Source organism: Providencia sp. PROV024, from assembly GCF_032709665.1.
Classification (GTDB): domain Bacteria; phylum Pseudomonadota; class Gammaproteobacteria; order Enterobacterales; family Enterobacteriaceae; genus Providencia; species Providencia huashanensis.
Window position 1 is genome coordinate 2342382 of the sequence record NZ_CP120545.1, and the last position, 16480, is coordinate 2358861.

Consider the following 16480-nt stretch of genomic DNA (forward strand, 5'->3'; position numbering starts at 1 on the left):
GCATAATTTTCACGCTTTAATAGCAATAATTTTAGCTATTTTATTTTATCTATAGTCTATATTTAGGAATATTTTATGAAAAAGCATTCTGATAAATCAATCGGAAATCCGATGCTAAAAATCAAACCACTCTTTTTAAGTGTCTCTGTTATCTTAGGATCTGCTTCCGTTGCTCACGGTGCGGTTATCAATACTAATGGTGCTGGTGTAATAAACCAATCTAACGGGCCAACCATTGTTCATATTAAAGGTGCAAGCGATAAAGGTGTTTCTCATAATATCTATAGTCAATTTGATGTTGACCAAAAAGGTGTTATTTTAAATAACAGTAAAACAAATACGAATACCACTCTCGGTGGACAAATTAATGGAAACCTTAATTTAAATAATGGCACGGCTAGCGTTATTTTAAACGAAGTCAATTCAAATAAAGCCAGTACACTCGGTGGGATGATTGAAGTTGCTGGGGATAAAGCGCAAGTTATTGTTGCTAACGCATCAGGTATCACATGCAATAACTGTGGATTTATCAATACTAACCGTGTGACCTTAACAACTGGGAAACCAATTGTAGCTGGTGGTGATATACTTGGTTATAACGTAGAAAAAGGCCAAATCATTATTAATAGCCGCCTACAATCTGACTCACCAACCGATATTATTGCTCGTTCTGCTGTTATTCGTGGCGATCTTCATGCTAAAGAAGTCAATGTTGTTGCTGGTAATAACTTTGTTGATGCAAGCGGTAAACAAGTCACTAAAGTGCAAGGCGTTGGTTCTCCAACTAGCGTAGGCATCGATGTTGCCGCTATGGGCGGTATGTATGCAGATAAAATCACCTTAGTTTCAACTGAAAGTGGCACTGGTGTTTCTAATAACGGCAGCCTAATTGCTGGTACCGGCGGTATCAATATTGATTCTTCAGGTGTTGTGTATAACAAAAACGCTAGAATATACGCAAATGGTAACATCGATATTAAGGCTAATGGTATTTACAACTCTTCCGCTATCGCTGCTAATGGGAATATTGACATTAATAGTAATAACTCGACGTTGAGTAATGCCAATGCCCAAATCAAGTCAAATAGTGGTGATATCAAACTTGCTGGTGCATCTATTGATAATAGAGGTGGTATCATCAATGCACAGAAGGCTATGGATATATCAACTGTCAATATTAGTAATGGTAATGGTTCAATTAAAACAAACCGTGGTGACCTAACGATTAAAGCTTCTGGCTCGATTGATAATAACTATGACCTACGCAATAACGTAATTAATGTTGATGAGCGTGGGATCAGGGCTGGTAATGATTTAACCGTTAACACAACGAGGATCGCCAACAGTAACTCAACATTGTCTGGCCGCGATGTCAGCGTTAACGCTCGTGATAGCATTTATAATAATAGCAACAGCCAAGTTATCGCTAAAAGAAAAGTTACTCTTGATGCCCATACATTACAAAATAACAATTCACTGATCAAATCAACAAATGGTTTAATTAATATTAACCTATCTGGTAATTTTACAAATGATAGCTATGCTGCAATTTCAAGTGGTAGAGCACTAAATATTACTGCTAATGCCATTAATAATAAAGGCTCTCTAAGCGCGAGTGCAGGTAAGTCTAAATTTAATGCTTATAGCTTAAACAACCAATATGGCTATATTAAAGGAAATAATTTAGATATTAAAACGACAAATTTATCAAATACTGAAGGCTTAATTACTGCAGACTCTAATGTTGTTATTAATACCACCAGCTTAAATAATTATAGTTCTGTTGGATTTGATAAATATGCAAGTAAATTTGGGGTTGCTGGACATACTGGCGGTATCTACGCTAAAGATGGTTCTGTCACTATCAAAGCTAATAACATAGACAACTACAATGGTGTTATCTCAGCTAATGGTGCGCAAAATGTGCTCACAAATGGTAATGTTAATATTACCTTAAGAAACAACCTTGATAACCGTCATGGTAAAATTCAAGGTTCTAATACTGTTAAATTAGATGTGAACAAATTAGATAATACTAGTTCAGGTTTAGTTCAGGCAGGTAAAGACCTTACTATTGATGCATTTTCTCGTGTCGATAATTACGGTGGCCGTTTAAGTTCACTCGGTACAACTACAATCTCTAGCCCAACTATTTCTAATGGTTCTTATGGGCAAATTTTAGGCCAAACAGTTATTTTAAACACCTCTAATTATTATTAATTAGGCTATTAAGGAGGCTATCTAGCCTCCTTATATCAAATAAAAAACCCCATTTTAGAGTTATGAAATAATATATTTTTACCTTCAGACTTATCCATTCTAAAAAAGTTAAAAAAATCTAATATCACCCCGATATTGTAATTAATTGCTAATCAATTAAATCTAAGTAAAATAACTTATATATCCCATTTTAGAGTAATTATTACTCATTGATTTAATTAAAAATAAAAGCAACAACAATAAATTAAATTGTAACCTCAGAAATATTAGCATTAACTATCGCCCCCTATTATTCAGACTAAGTTAATATAATTAATTTTTAATTCAAAAGAAATTAACGCATAATTAAAACCGTGTTAAAACAACCAAAAACCACACATTTACCGATAGGTTCATTATAGGGATATATATGAAAATCAATTTAAAATAAGACAAAAAGGCAATTTCAGAGTGAATAGCCTAACCTATCATTTAATTATATTTTATATCATAAAAATAACTTTATTATTTTTTCGTTTAAGAATAAATGTGGTGAGTATGAATTTTAGCTCTATTTTTTTATCTACTACCTTATTAGCCTTTCCGTTATACGTATTCGCTAATGCTTCACAAATAATTGACCAACAAATCAACAACCAAGCTAGCCAAGATAAATCTCGTGAACAGCAGACTAGATTAGAAACGAAGGATGCTCTAGCAAGGACAAGAGAACAGGCTAATAATATTTTAGTTTTTGATGAAGAAAAAGACTGTTTTGAAATGAAAAAAGTCATTTTAATATCAGAACCCAAATTACCATCTATGCGCCCATTAGAGGCTTATGCAAATCAAGTTATGGGAATTTGTATTGGTATTAATGGTGTTGAAACGCTTGCTAAAGGCTTGCAAGATAAAATCATCAAATCAGGATATGTCACAACACGCGTGAATATTCCTGAACAAAATATTAGTGATGGCATCTTAACCTTACAAATCATACCGGGCAAAGTAGCAAACGTAAAATTAACTGAAGGTAGTGATACATATATTACCCTAGGTGCAATTATGCCAGCGAAGGAAGGCGACTTATTAAATATTCGTGATATTGAACAAGGTTTAGAAAACCTTGAGCGTATCCCTGGCGCAAAAGTTAATATTGAACTCTCCCCCGGTAAAGAATTTTCGACATCCGATATTTCAATTCAAAGGGAAAAATCATCTCCTGTTAATGTTGGTGGCTATTATAATAACTCAGGTAGCCGTCAAACCGGTAAAGATCAGGTCGGAGTCACCCTTTACGGTAATAATCTGACAAGTTTAAATGATACTATTTATGTTTCAGCGGGTAAAAACCTAAAAAACCAAGCTCGTAACAGTACCAGCAATGCTGCTGTTTACTATGCTGTGCCTTATAATTATTGGCTTTTTTCACTCTATGCTAGCAAAAGTGATTATAAACAGACAATTAATGATACCGTTGCCAGCTATAAATATTATGGTGATAGCAAATATTATAACGCTACCGCAAGTAACGTGTTTCTACGTGGACAAACTTATAAAGATACTGCATCTATTCAACTAATTAAACGAAAATCGAAGTACAAACTTGAAGATGTAAAATTACTGTCTCAGGAACGAGATTTAACCACTTTCAAAGTCGGTGTTAGCCACCGACAAAATATTGATAACGCAACCCTCGATGCATCAATCTATTACCAGCGCAATGTACCTTGGTTTGGTGCAGAAGAAAGTTGGGATATGAAATATGGCGATGCGAGTCATATGGCTCGTGTTTATACAATGGATGTATCCGCCATGATCCCCGTTGCTTTTGATGATTTTATCATGAGTTATAACCCTCAACTATTTGTACAATACTCAAGGGACCGTTTAACCATTCAAGATCAATTTTCATTAGGTAGCCGCTGGACGGTTCGTGGTTTCGACGAAGAATTCTCATTAATAGGCGATAAAGGCTTCTATTTACGTAATGAGTTTAATTTTTATATTCCAGGTTTACCCGTTTACCCTTACTATGCGGTTGATTATGGTCGTATATTAGGTGGTGTTTACCCATTAGGGCTTTATTCTGATGACCAACTGTTGGGAACTGCCATAGGGATGAGAGGCAATATTAATATATTTAGTTATGATTTATTCCTAGGCGTCCCACTGTATAAACCTGATGAATATGAAACCAATAGTGTCAATGCTGGTTTAAATGTTCAATGGTTCTGGTAAAATTAATTTAATATTTAAGGTTGACTGTAAATCACTACTTTCAGCCTTTTTTATTTTATGCCCTACTATTTAATTTATTCGTTTTCATCTTGTATTTTAAAAAATTCAACAGCACCAAAATAATCACATATCGAAAAAGTCCCCCTTTGCTATCACTAAAAATATTATACTGATTATAACTTAGCCTCCTTCATCTACGTGTTAATTATTGTTTATTTTTGCTTTCATGTAATTTTATTAAATATAAGACGTCATTAAAAACAAAAAATCCGAGAATATAAATACTCTCGGATTTCCTACTGCAATCTAATCCATCAGAATTCAGGCATTACCCTGCATTGCGTCCTATCAAATATTTAGAAGCGATAACCTGCTCCAAACATAAATACAAATGGGTCTAGACGAGTGTCAACTTTATATCTCTCGCCACCCGCTTTAAATTTCACGTCTGATTCAATATTCATCCACCACAGTGATGCGTTTAACATCCAGTTGTCAGTCAGCATATAATCCATACCAGCTTGTGCTGCAAAGCCCCAAGAGCTTGACATGTCTAGATCAGATAAACCTGCATTTTTTCCGGTAGAATTGAATTTCTCATCAAAGAAAAAGGTATAGTTAACACCTGCACCTAAATAAGGACGTAACTTATCTTCTTTACTACCAAAATAATATTGAGCCATTAAAGTTGGTGGTAAATGTTTTACTGTTGCAATATTACCAGTTGGACCAGTTCCTACTTTATGTTCAAATGGAGTTGCAGCTAATAATTCCACACCAATATTATCAGTGATCATATAGCCAAAAGTTAAACCTAATTGAGTATTATTATTAGCACCAAATGTACCTAGGTTACCTAGACCATTAATTTTTACATCATCTCCTCCAACATTTGGTCTGACTGTTGCAGTACCAGCGCGGAAAAGAAAATCGCCAGCTTCATGTGCAATAGAAACTGCTGGAGCTAAAGTTGCAGCTGCTAATACAAGCGCAGTGAGTTTTTTCATTATCAATCCCATTCCTGTGTTTTTATTTTAGGAAAATATACCGTATTATTTAAATTGATGTTCAAATCAAGATCACATCTTTTGCTTATTTATAGGCAACCCGATAAATATGAGTTTATTATTTCATTTATATTTTTTTTAATTTTGATTTAAATCAATTTTTAGGAAATAACCAATAAAATATAAAATTGATTATAATTTATTTATATTAATCCTGCATTTTAAACATGCATTAAATATACAACATAAGTAATTATCTTTAGATTTCACGCATTAACTTACTTATATTGATCCAAATATCTTACTGATTAGAGTTGTTAACATTCCGAATTTTCTTATCTTTCTCTACCTCTAGCCCTGATACTCGGTTACAATTGGCTGAAACTCTTGACCCGTTTGTAGATAGGAGCAGTTAAATGTCCATTTCGGCCAACTCACTCATCAGTGATAGCGTCAATTTTTTTAAAAACCAATTGAGTGGCCTGTTTACTATTGTGTTGTCAGCAACCGTAGTAAGCCTTGCGATTTACGCAATGATGATCCCTAGCGAGCAAATGATAGGCGTGCTAGCGCAAGCACAGACTAAAATGATTGAGTCTGGTAACTCCGGCTTACAAGACTGGATACTAGGTCTTTCAGAAGAAGATAAAAGTAGTATCTTACGCGTTTCTTTTGGGTTAATTCTCTCGGTTACTCTGGGCAGTTTAGTCCTTATTTGCGGCACTCTATCTTATATTGCTGGTCTGTCTCGTGGTGAACACCTATCGGGTATTCAGGCGCTCACCGCATCTTTAAACAAAGCACCATCAATGTTTCTTCTATTAGTTGTTTGCTCTTTACTTATCCAATTAGGTATCACCATCATGGTGCTACCTGGAATTGTATTAGCTATTGGCTTCTCTTTAGCCCCTGCTATCTTAATGAGTGAGCGTACAAACCCGTTTAGTGCTATGGGTAAAAGTTGGAAAATGGCTTATGCAAACTGGCGCATTGCATTGCCAATGGTATTAATTTGGATGGCTGCACAAATGCTGGTTAGCGTTCTCTTGGGTAGCTTAAATATGAATCATATTGCTGTTAACGGGGTTTCCTTCTTACTTAATAATTTCGTTGCAGCCTTTGCTTTAATTTATTTTTATCGCCTATACATGTTAGTCGCTAAGAATTGATCTAAAGGGTAAATGGGGGATCTAATCCCCCATTTATCTTCGCGTTATTAAACACCGAATAAGACCCATCAAGTATTTTATTCCTAAAAACACCCTACCAACACATTAATCATACTTCTTTGGGCTGTTCTGGCTCTAGGTCAATTTTTGAATTCAGTGGTTCAGTTTTTTCACCATCGAATGTCTCTAACGATTTTCTGTCTGCTTCAGACTTTCTATCTTCAACTGTTTTTATTTGTACTTGCTGTTTACTCTGAATAAGTCGAATAGCAAAATAAATATCAGGCACAACCAATAAATCATCATCAGAGCGACTGATTTTATTTTGTTCCAACCACCGTTTTACCGAAGTCCTACGACCTGCAAGTACAAGAGTTACCCCTTTTGCTTTCAATGAGGTAACAATATCATTTAGCGCTGAAAATACGCTCACATCATTATGCGTGAAGCTAACTGCCGCATCCACAATTACCCAAGCAGGCCTTTTTAATTGATTATCTATATGCTTGTTTAATCGTTCTTTAAAATAATTCACGTTAAAATAAGTTAATGGTGAATTAAACCGATAAATTAAAACCCCATCAATTTGTTGAATACCATTCTCAGGCGCCATAGAATGCAGCATTCCCTGTTCATCGACACCTAATAACTGGTCTGTAGGCCTAAATATTATCCGAATAAACTGCAACAACCCCAATAATACCGCCAACCCCACACCACTAATTAACCCGACAACAAGTACAGCGCACAGCGTAAACACGCATAAGAAAAATGCCTGTCGATTGCGTTTACGCATCGAAAAAATACTACGGAAGCTCAATAAGGAAAATGTCGAAATAATCAGTACCATACCCAATGCAGGCATCGGAATATATTCTAATAAGTTTATTGAAAAAAGTAAGACAGCTAAAATAGTTAAAGCCGCGACAATAGAGACTAACTGAGTTTTCCCCCCCATCATATCATTCACTGCAGTACGGCTGCTTGCTGCGCTTACCGCAAAGCCTTGCGCCAAAGCGGATGCAATATTCGCTACGCCTAATGCCCTAAGTTCTTGGTCTGCATCAACCGTGTAGCCATTTTTACTGGCAAAACTGCGGGCAGTCATCATAAAACTCACAAAGCTAATCACCGCTAAGTTTAAAGATGGGATAACCAAATCACGAATTAGCCCCGGAGGGAAATCAGGCAGCGGAACATACGGAAGCCCATCACCTAAATCACCAACAGTACTCACGCCATATTGCTCAAGATTAAATGCAACACTAGCCGCGGTGGCTAAAATCATTGCAATGAGTAAAGAAGGCCATTTACTGCGAACACGCTTAATCGCAAGCGTAATCGCTAACGTCGTCACCGCAACTAATAATGTCGGAATATGTGTCTCTTTTAATGCTAAAGGTAAAGCGACTAAACGTTCAATAAAACCGGCTGGTAATGTACTGATACCAAAAACCTTGCTAATTTGACTAACGATAATAGTTAATGCAACCCCATTTAATAACCCTTGCAATATGGGGCGAGACAAAAAGTCAGCGAATGTTCCCAAGCGAAATTTAGCTGCAATCAAACACCAAATCCCTGTCATGAAACTCATTACCATGACCAATTGCCAACGGACATCATCATCCCCCATCGCAAGCGGTGCAACTGCTGCTGCAATCACCGCACAGGTTGCTGCATCGGGGCCGATAATCAATTGTTTGGATGTCCCAAATAATGCATAAAAAAACATGGGTAAAATACAGGAGTAAAGCCCAACGATTGCATTCATCCCCATTAATTCGGCATAAGCAATTGCGACAGGCAAAGCAACAGCAGCAACAGACAAACCTGCTTTTACATCAGGGCCAAGATCTGAAAGTTGATAATTAAACAGCGTTTCTAACCCTGGCATCCAAGCAAACAGCTTCGCCTTTATCATTGATGAAAAATACCTATAAATTAGTAAGTTAAATTAGCTTTAACACTATATATAGCTGAACTAATAAAGTTTATCTAGAAGTAAGTCAAATAATAGTAAAATAGTGCAAATATCTTTGGTAACAAAGCGTATTTATTGGTAAAAAGGTGCAAACTTTTAACAATTATGGTCAAAATCAGTTAAACTACTCCATTATCTTTACGTTGAGGCGCTTTATTCACTGTTATGAAACAACTTATTGATTTTATCCCTTTAATCATATTTTTCATCGTCTATAAAAGATATGACATTTTCTACGCAAGTGGCGCACTAATGGTAGCAACACCTCTTGCTTTGTTAGCGACATACCTTATTTATAAAAAAGTTGAAAAGGTGGCGAAAATCACCTGTGCAATCGTAATGGGGTTTGCAGCTTTAACCCTTATATTTCATAGTGATGCCTTTATTAAGTGGAAAGTCACCATCATTTATGCAGCCTTTGCAGGGGCATTATTGTTTAGCCAATGGTTTACTGAAAAACCATTAATTCAAAGAATGTTAGGTAGTAATCAAGAAATTAAACTTGCTGACAGCTATTGGACTAAACTAAATAGCGCTTGGGCTATTTTCTTTATTTTCTGTGCTCTTCTCAATATCTATGTTGCATTTTGGATGGCACAAGATATTTGGGTAAACTTTAAAGTGTTTGGTCTTACTGCTGGTACGTTGATATTTACTGTACTGAGCGTTGTCTATATTTTTAAAAATATGACTAAAGAGCCGATAGAAAAACACGAAGAGTAATACTGGTGATAAAACACAAAAAAACCTGCAAATATTATTTCGCAGGTTTTTTTTACTCGTTAAATATTAATATCGCTTCTCACCAAATGCTTTTTCAATTTTTTTATCTGTATTGTATTGCGATAACGCATATACTGACCAAATTGCAGCCGGTAGCCAGCCAATAAGTGTTATTTGAAGAACCAAGCAAATAATGCCAGCAAAAGGACGGCCTATCGTGAAAAACTGTAACCAAGGTAATAATATTGCTAATAACAGTCTCATGTTATCTCCCACAGTGAGTTACCAATATTAATTTATTATAGTATAAACAATCTAATCAGTTGACTAAACGTAAAACACACTTCTTGTTTATTCTTTGCATAACTATATCTTTTTGGTGAATTTAGAAGCAACATGACGGGTTTCCCCCCTTATTTTTACATTAAATCAATTATAGGTGCGTAAACAATGGATAACTTAATGGTTATTGTTTACGACTACATATGTAATTTGCTATAAATGCCAAATCAATATGTTTATCCTTTTAATAAGAGTCAAATATGCAATTACCAAACGGTGAATTGGTTTTACGAACGTTAGCCATGCCCGCAGACACTAACGCAAATGGTGATATTTTTGGTGGCTGGTTAATGTCGCAAATGGATATTGGTGGTGCTATTTTAGCTAAAGAAATTGCACTTGGCCGTGTGGTCACCGTCGCTGTAAATGGTATTAAATTCCAAAAGCCTGTTGCGGTAGGGGATGTCGTTTGCTGTTACGCCCGTTGCTTAAAAACAGGCAAAAGCTCAATCACTATTAATATCGAAGTGTGGGTAAAAAAAGTGGCTACAGCACCTGTTGGTCAACGATATCAAGCCACTGATGCGGTATTCACCTATGTTGCTGTCAATGACGACAATACAACTAGGGCACTCCCCATAGAAAAACAACATTTTCAGTTAGCAAGTTCAGAACAACAGTTTGATTAATTGATATTATTTATAAAAAAGCACCTTGTGCAGTAATGGCATAAGGTGCTTTTTTTATGAAAAACGAGTGCCTAAACTTGGCTCACAGTTCCATCCAATTTGAAGTAAATCTCCGTTACATACCCTTTAGCAGGTTGTTTTTCATAAGCCCAGCGGTTCATGGCACGTTTAACTTCGCGTTCAAATAAACCTTTCGGTGAAACTTCAACAAACTCAATATTGGTAACCCGGCCTGAGTCGTCGATATCATAACGTACTTTAACATACCCTTCTTTACCTAAACGACGGGCGCGGTCCGGATACATTGGTGGCTGTTTATGTAATGCTTTTGGCCCACTTTTATTCGAGGTTTTGCTGCTTGTTCCTGCATTTTTTGCTGTAGTAACCGCATTATTATTAGTTTTAGGCGCATCTGCATCAGACTTTAAGTTGCTCATCGCCAGTTGTTTTTCTACTGGCTTGACCTCTTCTTTAATTTTTTTCTTTTCTTCCTGTTTAGGTTTAGGTTTCTTTTTCACCTCAGGTTTTTTCTTTGGTAATGCAATGACTGGCTCAACAACAGGCTCCGGTTCGGGCTCAACAACAGGTTCTGGTTCAACAACCGGCTCTGGCTCTACTGGCGTCTCAACAGGTTGAGCAGGCTCAGATGCAGGTTCAGGGGCAGCAAAACTAATCATTGCTATCGTCATTGGTTCAGGATCTCTGGCCAAATTAGGTTGATTAAAAATCCATGCCATCGCAAGGCCTGCATGAATAGATAATGAAATGACGATAATTAAAGTCCAACGGATCCAACGCATATGCAATTTCTACCTACACCAGTCTAACTATAATAATATGCCCAATAGTTTAAATGCAAATAGCAATCATATTCAATAAGCTTTGTCATACAAAGTGAAAAATGTGAATGTGCGCTTTAATAACCTTATTCAATCCATTGAGTAAAAAGTAGCGAATGGCGACGACGGTACACATCGATTTTGCGCATTGTATAAATGTGCATATTCCGTCTAGAATGCCCTTCCAGCCAGCGTCTACGGCGACGAAGGGTCTGCCTTAACATCCGCCAGCGCCCCACTTCATGCCTACTACGTCTCATTTTATTTTGTCCTTTTATCATCAAAAAATAACGTCAAAAAAATATTATATTCTTTTGTAAAAAAGAACCAAGGGGAACTTTTTGAGACAGTTTCTCTTACAATTTAATATCTCATTGATATTATCAATATATGCAATCATTATTTCCTAATGATTTTGCCTATTTCACAAAGCTTTTACTGCAAAATTTTGCTAAATTCTATTAAGTTGATATTTTACTAACGGTTTTTTTAACTAGGTCGTCTTTCTTTAACCCGATTCCCTTATCAGTGAGGCATGTGATCCACTATGGCAACCGTCTATACACTTATGAGTTGGCTTTTATTTTTCCTTTATTGGCTAATCATTGCAGCAGTCACTGTCCGCATTTTAGTCAAAAGAAGGCCTGTCACCTCTGCCATGACATGGCTTCTGATTATCTATATTCTCCCTTTAGTCGGTATCATTGCTTATGTGGCTTTTGGTGAACTCCACCTCGGAAAACGCCGTGTTGATAAAGCGCATCATATGTGGCCTTCAGTTGCTACATGGCTGGAAAATTTACGCAGTTCAAAACACATCTTTGCAACCGAAAATAGCCGTGTCGCTGAGCCACTTTTTCAATTAGTGGAAAAACGTCAAGGAGTTGCTGGTGTTAAAGGCAACCGAATCCAGTTATTAACTACATGCGAAGATTCACTGAAAGCGATTGTCAATGATATCAACAACGCCCAGCACTCTATCGAAATGGTGTTTTATATTTGGCAGCCGGGTGGCTTAGTCGATGGTGTTACCGAAGCTTTATTGAATGCGGCAAAGCGTGGCGTTAAATGCCGTATTATGGTCGACTCAGCAGGAAGTTGGCATTTTTTCCGGAGCGACTACCCAGCAAAAATGCGAGCTGCTGGCATTGAGTTTGTTGAATCTCTTAAAGTCAATTTAATGCGTTTTTTCTTACGCCGCATGGACTTACGTCAGCATCGTAAAATAATCGTTATTGATAACTATATTTCATATACTGGAAGTATGAATATGGTTGATCCTCGTTATTTTAAACAAGATTCGGGCGTCGGTGAGTGGGTTGATATTCTCGTTCGCATGGAAGGTCCTGTCAGTACAACCCTCGGCATTGTTTATGCCTTTGACTGGGAAATGGAAACAGGCCAACGTGTTCTCCCACCGCCACCAGACAGCAATATAATGCCATTTGAGCAAGCAAACGGTCATACCACCCAAATTATCGCATCAGGCCCTGGTTTCCCCGATGAACTGATCCAACAGTCCTTAATGACAGCAATGTTTTCCGCTCGGAAACAACTGATCATGACGACCCCTTATTTTGTGCCAAGTGATGATTTACTCCACGCGATTTGCACTGCAGCAATGCGCGGTGTAGATGTTAGTATCATTATGCCGCGTCAAAATGATTCTTTTCTTGTACGCTGGGCAAGCCGTTCATTTTATAGTGAATTATTAGAAGCAGGTGTTAAAATTTACCAGTTTGAAGATGGTTTGCTGCACACTAAAAGCGTCCTTGTGGATGGGGAGCTCAGTCTAGTTGGTTCGGTTAACTTAGATATGCGTAGTTTATGGTTAAACTTCGAAATTACCGTGGTCATTGATGATAAAAGTTTTGGTAGCGATCTGACACTAGTACAGTATGATTACATCGCTCGTTCAACACGGTTAGAAATTGAAGAATGGGAACAGCGCCCTTTCTGGAATCGTGTCGTTGAACGTATTTGTTACTTCTTTAGTCCATTGTTATAAATTGAATTAATTAGGAAAGGTCATGACAGAAAAACAATTTACCCGGTTAATCGATGAGGATGACATCATTGAAATTGCTTATGACCTGTTTCTTGAAGGTGCAATGACCCATTTAGAACCCGCAGATCAACTCATTTTTGCGTTACAGTTTGAAGAATTAGGGGCGGCAGAAATAGCCCCTTTGAGTGATAATTGGCAAAATATCATCACGGAACAAGTTGATTTAAATGCATTAAGTGAAGTGGTTATTGGGCTGGCTGAAACCCCTGATGCAGAACTGAATGATATTTTTGCCCGTATTTTAATTAGCCGTCACCCTTCTAAACCATTTCATCACATTTTATGGAAAAAATAGCGCAATAACCGCTATGGCTAACAAATAAAACAGAGCAAAACGCTCTGTTTTATTTACAACAAAATTAATGTTATCCCTTAAAGCGGGTCAATTTTCAAACAAGATACCGCATGTTTAAAGCTCCCTTCTAGCAAGGGTCGTGTTTTTGCGCACTCTTCATCTGCTAATGGGCAACGGGTTCTAAACACACACCCGGAAGGTGGGTTTATGGGGGATGGCAACTCCCCTTCAAGTAGCTCAATTTCTTTGTTTTTTTCTTTATCGGGGTCAGGAACTGGCACCGCAGACATGAGAGCCCGAGTATAAGGATGCAAGGGGTTATTATACACCTCATCATATGTACCAAGCTCTACCGCGTGCCCCAGATACATAACCAATACACGGTCAGAAATATGCTTAACGACAGCTAAATCGTGAGCAATGAATATTAATGATAACTTCATTTCCCGTTGTAATTCTTGCAACAAATTAACCACTTGTGCTTGAATGGAAACATCCAATGCAGATACGGGTTCATCACAAATCACTAATTTAGGCTCTAAGATCAGTGCCCTAGCAATACCTATTCGTTGACATTGCCCACCTGAAAATTCATGAGGATAGCGGTTAATCAAATTTGGCAACAGCCCTACACGCATCATCATTTTTTTCACTTTTTCGGTGACTTCAAGCTGTGACATTTTAGGATGATACGTTTTCAACGGCTCAGCAATAATATCCCCAATCGTCATACGCGGATTTAACGACGCTAATGGATCTTGAAAAATCATTTGGATATCACTGCGTACACGCCGCCATTCTTTATCGCTTTTACCTAATAAATTTTGCCCTAGCCAACTCACCGTGCCATCTGTGGCTTTGACTAAGCCAATCAATGCCCGAGCAAATGTCGATTTACCACATCCCGACTCACCCACAACACCTAAGGTTTCGCCTTCATACAGCCGCAATGTTACCCCATCAACGGCCTTTAAACTTTTATTAGGTTGCCAAAACCATTGTTTTTTATCCCTAATCTCAAAATGGACTTTTAAGTCGTTCACCTCTAATAAGACCGGCCTATTCTCATGAGTGCTCATACAAGTTCCTCCATAGGCTTAAAGCAGGCGCGTAAACGTGTTTGTTCAAAGGTTGTTAATACGGGTTCATTATCCACACACTGCTGTGTGGCATATTGGCAACGCGGTGAAAATGGGCAACCCTTGGGTAACCTTAATAAGTTTGGTGGATTACCCGGTATTGTTGCTAGGCTCTCATCATCACCGTCAAGACGGGGAACCGCAGCTAATAAACCAAGAGAATACGGATGAGAAGGATGATAAAATATATCTCGAGCGGTACCATATTCCATCGTTCGCCCAGCATACATCACAAGAACTTTATCGCAAACGCCAGCTACTACCCCAAGGTCATGCGTGATCAGAATAATCGCAGTATCAAATTCTTGTTTTAATTCATTAAGCAACGTCATGATTTGTGCTTGCACAGTAACATCAAGCGCCGTTGTAGGCTCATCTGCTATTAACAACTTAGGCTGACATAATAATGCCATAGCAATCATCACTCGCTGGCGCATTCCCCCTGAAAATTCATGAGGATACATATTCATCCGTTTACGCGCTTCAGGCATTTTAACTGCATCAAGCATCCTAACAGACTCTTCAAAAGCCTCATTTTTACTCATACCCTTGTGAAGCATTAAAACTTCAGATAATTGAGTGCCAATTTTTAAATAAGGATTGAGCGATGTCATTGGGTCTTGAAATATCATTGAAATTTCTTCGGCCCGCATCCGGTTTAATTCTTTCTCCCTTAAATTCAGTATTTCACGTCCATTAAATACCGCTGACCCATTGATCCGGCCATTTTTAGCTAATAGACCCATTAATGCAAAAGCAGTTTGTGATTTACCAGAACCCGATTCACCGACAATGCCGAGTGTTTCCCCTGCACTTAACTCAAAATTTAATTTATTAACCGCCGTTACACTGCCATCTTGAGTGGCAAAATTAACGCTGAGATCTTTTACTGATAACAGAGGGGTTTTTATTGCATTATTTGACATGTGTTTCCCTCTAGCGATCTTTCGGGTCAAGAGCATCGCGCAGCCCATCCCCGATAAAGTTAAAACAAAATAGTGTAATGACCAAGAAACCCGCTGGGATCAGCAATAACCATGGAGTAACCTCCATTGAATTAGCCCCATCACTGAGCAAAGCCCCCCAGCTACTTAGTGGTTCTTGCGTTCCTAACCCCAAAAAGCTTAAGAAAGATTCAAATAAAATCATACTTGGTACTAATAATGAGGCATATACCACAACAACCCCCAAAACATTAGGGACAATATGGCGTAAAATAATCTGCCGCGTACTGACACCACAAACAAGGGCTGCCTCGATAAACTCTTTACGTTTTAATCCCAGTGTTTGCCCACGCACAATACGTGCCATATCGAGCCATGAGACCATACCAATCGCCACAAATATCAATAAAATATTTGCACCAAATAAGGTCACTAATAAAATGACGAAAAACATAAACGGAAATGAGTTTAAAATTTCTAGCAAGCGCATCATCAGGGAATCAACCTTCCCGCCAATATAACCTGCCAATGAACCATACAAAGTACCAACAATAACTGCAACTAACGCAGCTGCAACCCCAACCATTAAGGAAATTCGCCCACCAATCGCAACTCTGACGAGTAAATCTCGACCTGATGCATCAGTGCCAAAATAGTGCCCCGTCGCCATATCTGGTGGCATGGACATCATTTCCCAATCGGTATCATCATATAAAAATGGGGAGAGCATAGGGGCAAAAATCACAAACATTGTGATTAAAAATAACACAAACAAACTGACGATTGCGGCTCGATTATGGATAAAGCGACGCCTTGCATCCTGCCATAAACTGCGCCCTTCAATATCTAACTGCTCCGAAAAATGCTCCAGAGCTTCACTATTTTGCTGATTCGATATCAT

General features: G+C 37.8%; 15 protein-coding genes. 7 read left to right on the forward strand and 8 right to left on the reverse strand.

Translation table 11 applies throughout. The features are described from left to right. The first annotated feature begins 75 nt into the window (after positions 1-75). Together P3L56_RS10800 and P3L56_RS10805 are read left to right on the forward strand one after the other, a co-directional pair. Complete coding sequence (locus P3L56_RS10800; RefSeq protein WP_210832039.1) at positions 76-2220, forward strand: filamentous hemagglutinin N-terminal domain-containing protein; 2145 nt, start codon at positions 76-78, stop codon at positions 2218-2220. Between the two features lie 537 nt (positions 2221-2757). Then, positions 2758-4440 (forward strand): ShlB/FhaC/HecB family hemolysin secretion/activation protein, encoded by a 1683-nt coding sequence (locus tag P3L56_RS10805; RefSeq protein WP_217008325.1) that lies wholly within the window; start codon positions 2758-2760, stop codon positions 4438-4440. A 356-nt stretch (positions 4441-4796) separates the two neighbouring features. On the opposite strand, the gene ompW is transcribed toward P3L56_RS10805, so the two are convergent. Beyond that, a complete protein-coding gene (ompW, locus tag P3L56_RS10810) occupies positions 4797-5447 on the reverse strand; it encodes an outer membrane protein OmpW (RefSeq protein ID WP_166685046.1) in 651 nt (216 codons plus the stop codon). A gap of 416 nt (positions 5448-5863) precedes the next feature. Between ompW and P3L56_RS10815 the strand changes: the two genes are divergently transcribed. After that, positions 5864-6616: a YciC family protein gene (locus P3L56_RS10815; RefSeq protein ID WP_042843654.1), complete on the forward strand. Its 753-nt coding sequence runs from the start codon at positions 5864-5866 to the stop codon at positions 6614-6616. Positions 6617-6725: 109 nt separating this feature from the next. On the opposite strand, the gene P3L56_RS10820 is transcribed toward P3L56_RS10815, so the two are convergent. Continuing rightward, complete coding sequence (locus tag P3L56_RS10820) at positions 6726-8540, reverse strand: SulP family inorganic anion transporter (RefSeq protein WP_080750848.1); 1815 nt, start codon at positions 8538-8540, stop codon at positions 6726-6728. Between the two features lie 225 nt (positions 8541-8765). Here P3L56_RS10820 and P3L56_RS10825 point away from each other — a divergent pair, with 225 nt between their 5' ends. Next, positions 8766-9323, forward strand: a complete 558-nt coding sequence (locus P3L56_RS10825) for a septation protein A (protein ID WP_042843653.1) — start codon at positions 8766-8768, stop codon at positions 9321-9323. A gap of 66 nt (positions 9324-9389) precedes the next feature. Here P3L56_RS10825 and P3L56_RS10830 read toward each other — a convergent pair whose 3' ends face one another. Further along, positions 9390-9587, reverse strand: coding sequence for a YqaE/Pmp3 family membrane protein (locus P3L56_RS10830; RefSeq protein ID WP_042843652.1), 198 nt, complete (start codon positions 9585-9587; stop codon positions 9390-9392). Between the two features lie 278 nt (positions 9588-9865). On the opposite strand from P3L56_RS10830, the gene yciA reads away from it, so the two are divergent. After that, positions 9866-10294, forward strand: a complete 429-nt coding sequence (gene yciA / locus P3L56_RS10835) for an acyl-CoA thioester hydrolase YciA (protein ID WP_042843651.1) — start codon at positions 9866-9868, stop codon at positions 10292-10294. Between the two features lie 71 nt (positions 10295-10365). Here the strand turns inward: yciA and P3L56_RS10840 are convergent, their stop codons facing one another. Continuing rightward, positions 10366-11094 carry a TonB family protein gene (locus tag P3L56_RS10840; RefSeq protein ID WP_129465957.1) on the reverse strand — a complete coding sequence of 243 codons (729 nt, stop codon included), beginning with the start codon at positions 11092-11094 and terminating at the stop codon, positions 10366-10368. 125 nt (positions 11095-11219) lie between these two features. After that, positions 11220-11393: a YciY family protein gene (locus tag P3L56_RS10845; protein ID WP_129465958.1), complete on the reverse strand. Its 174-nt coding sequence runs from the start codon at positions 11391-11393 to the stop codon at positions 11220-11222. Between the two features lie 287 nt (positions 11394-11680). Here P3L56_RS10845 and cls point away from each other — a divergent pair, with 287 nt between their 5' ends. Further along, positions 11681-13141, forward strand: a complete 1461-nt coding sequence (gene cls, locus P3L56_RS10850; RefSeq protein ID WP_048607274.1) for a cardiolipin synthase — start codon at positions 11681-11683, stop codon at positions 13139-13141. Between the two features lie 22 nt (positions 13142-13163). Next, complete coding sequence (locus tag P3L56_RS10855; protein WP_042843648.1) at positions 13164-13496, forward strand: HI1450 family dsDNA-mimic protein; 333 nt, start codon at positions 13164-13166, stop codon at positions 13494-13496. A 77-nt stretch (positions 13497-13573) separates the two neighbouring features. Here the strand turns inward: P3L56_RS10855 and oppF are convergent, their stop codons facing one another. From oppF to oppC, 3 genes are read right to left on the reverse strand one after another with little or no spacing between them, the layout of a single operon-like run. Then, positions 13574-14575, reverse strand: a complete 1002-nt coding sequence (gene oppF / locus P3L56_RS10860) for a murein tripeptide/oligopeptide ABC transporter ATP binding protein OppF (protein WP_042843647.1) — start codon at positions 14573-14575, stop codon at positions 13574-13576. Continuing rightward, a complete protein-coding gene (locus tag P3L56_RS10865) occupies positions 14572-15561 on the reverse strand; it encodes an ABC transporter ATP-binding protein (RefSeq protein ID WP_042843646.1) in 990 nt (329 codons plus the stop codon). Before P3L56_RS10865 ends, oppF begins: the two co-directional genes overlap by 4 nt. Positions 15562-15571: 10 nt before the next feature. Next, entirely contained in the window at positions 15572-16480 is a 909-nt protein-coding gene (gene oppC / locus P3L56_RS10870) for an oligopeptide ABC transporter permease OppC (RefSeq protein WP_042843645.1), read from the reverse strand.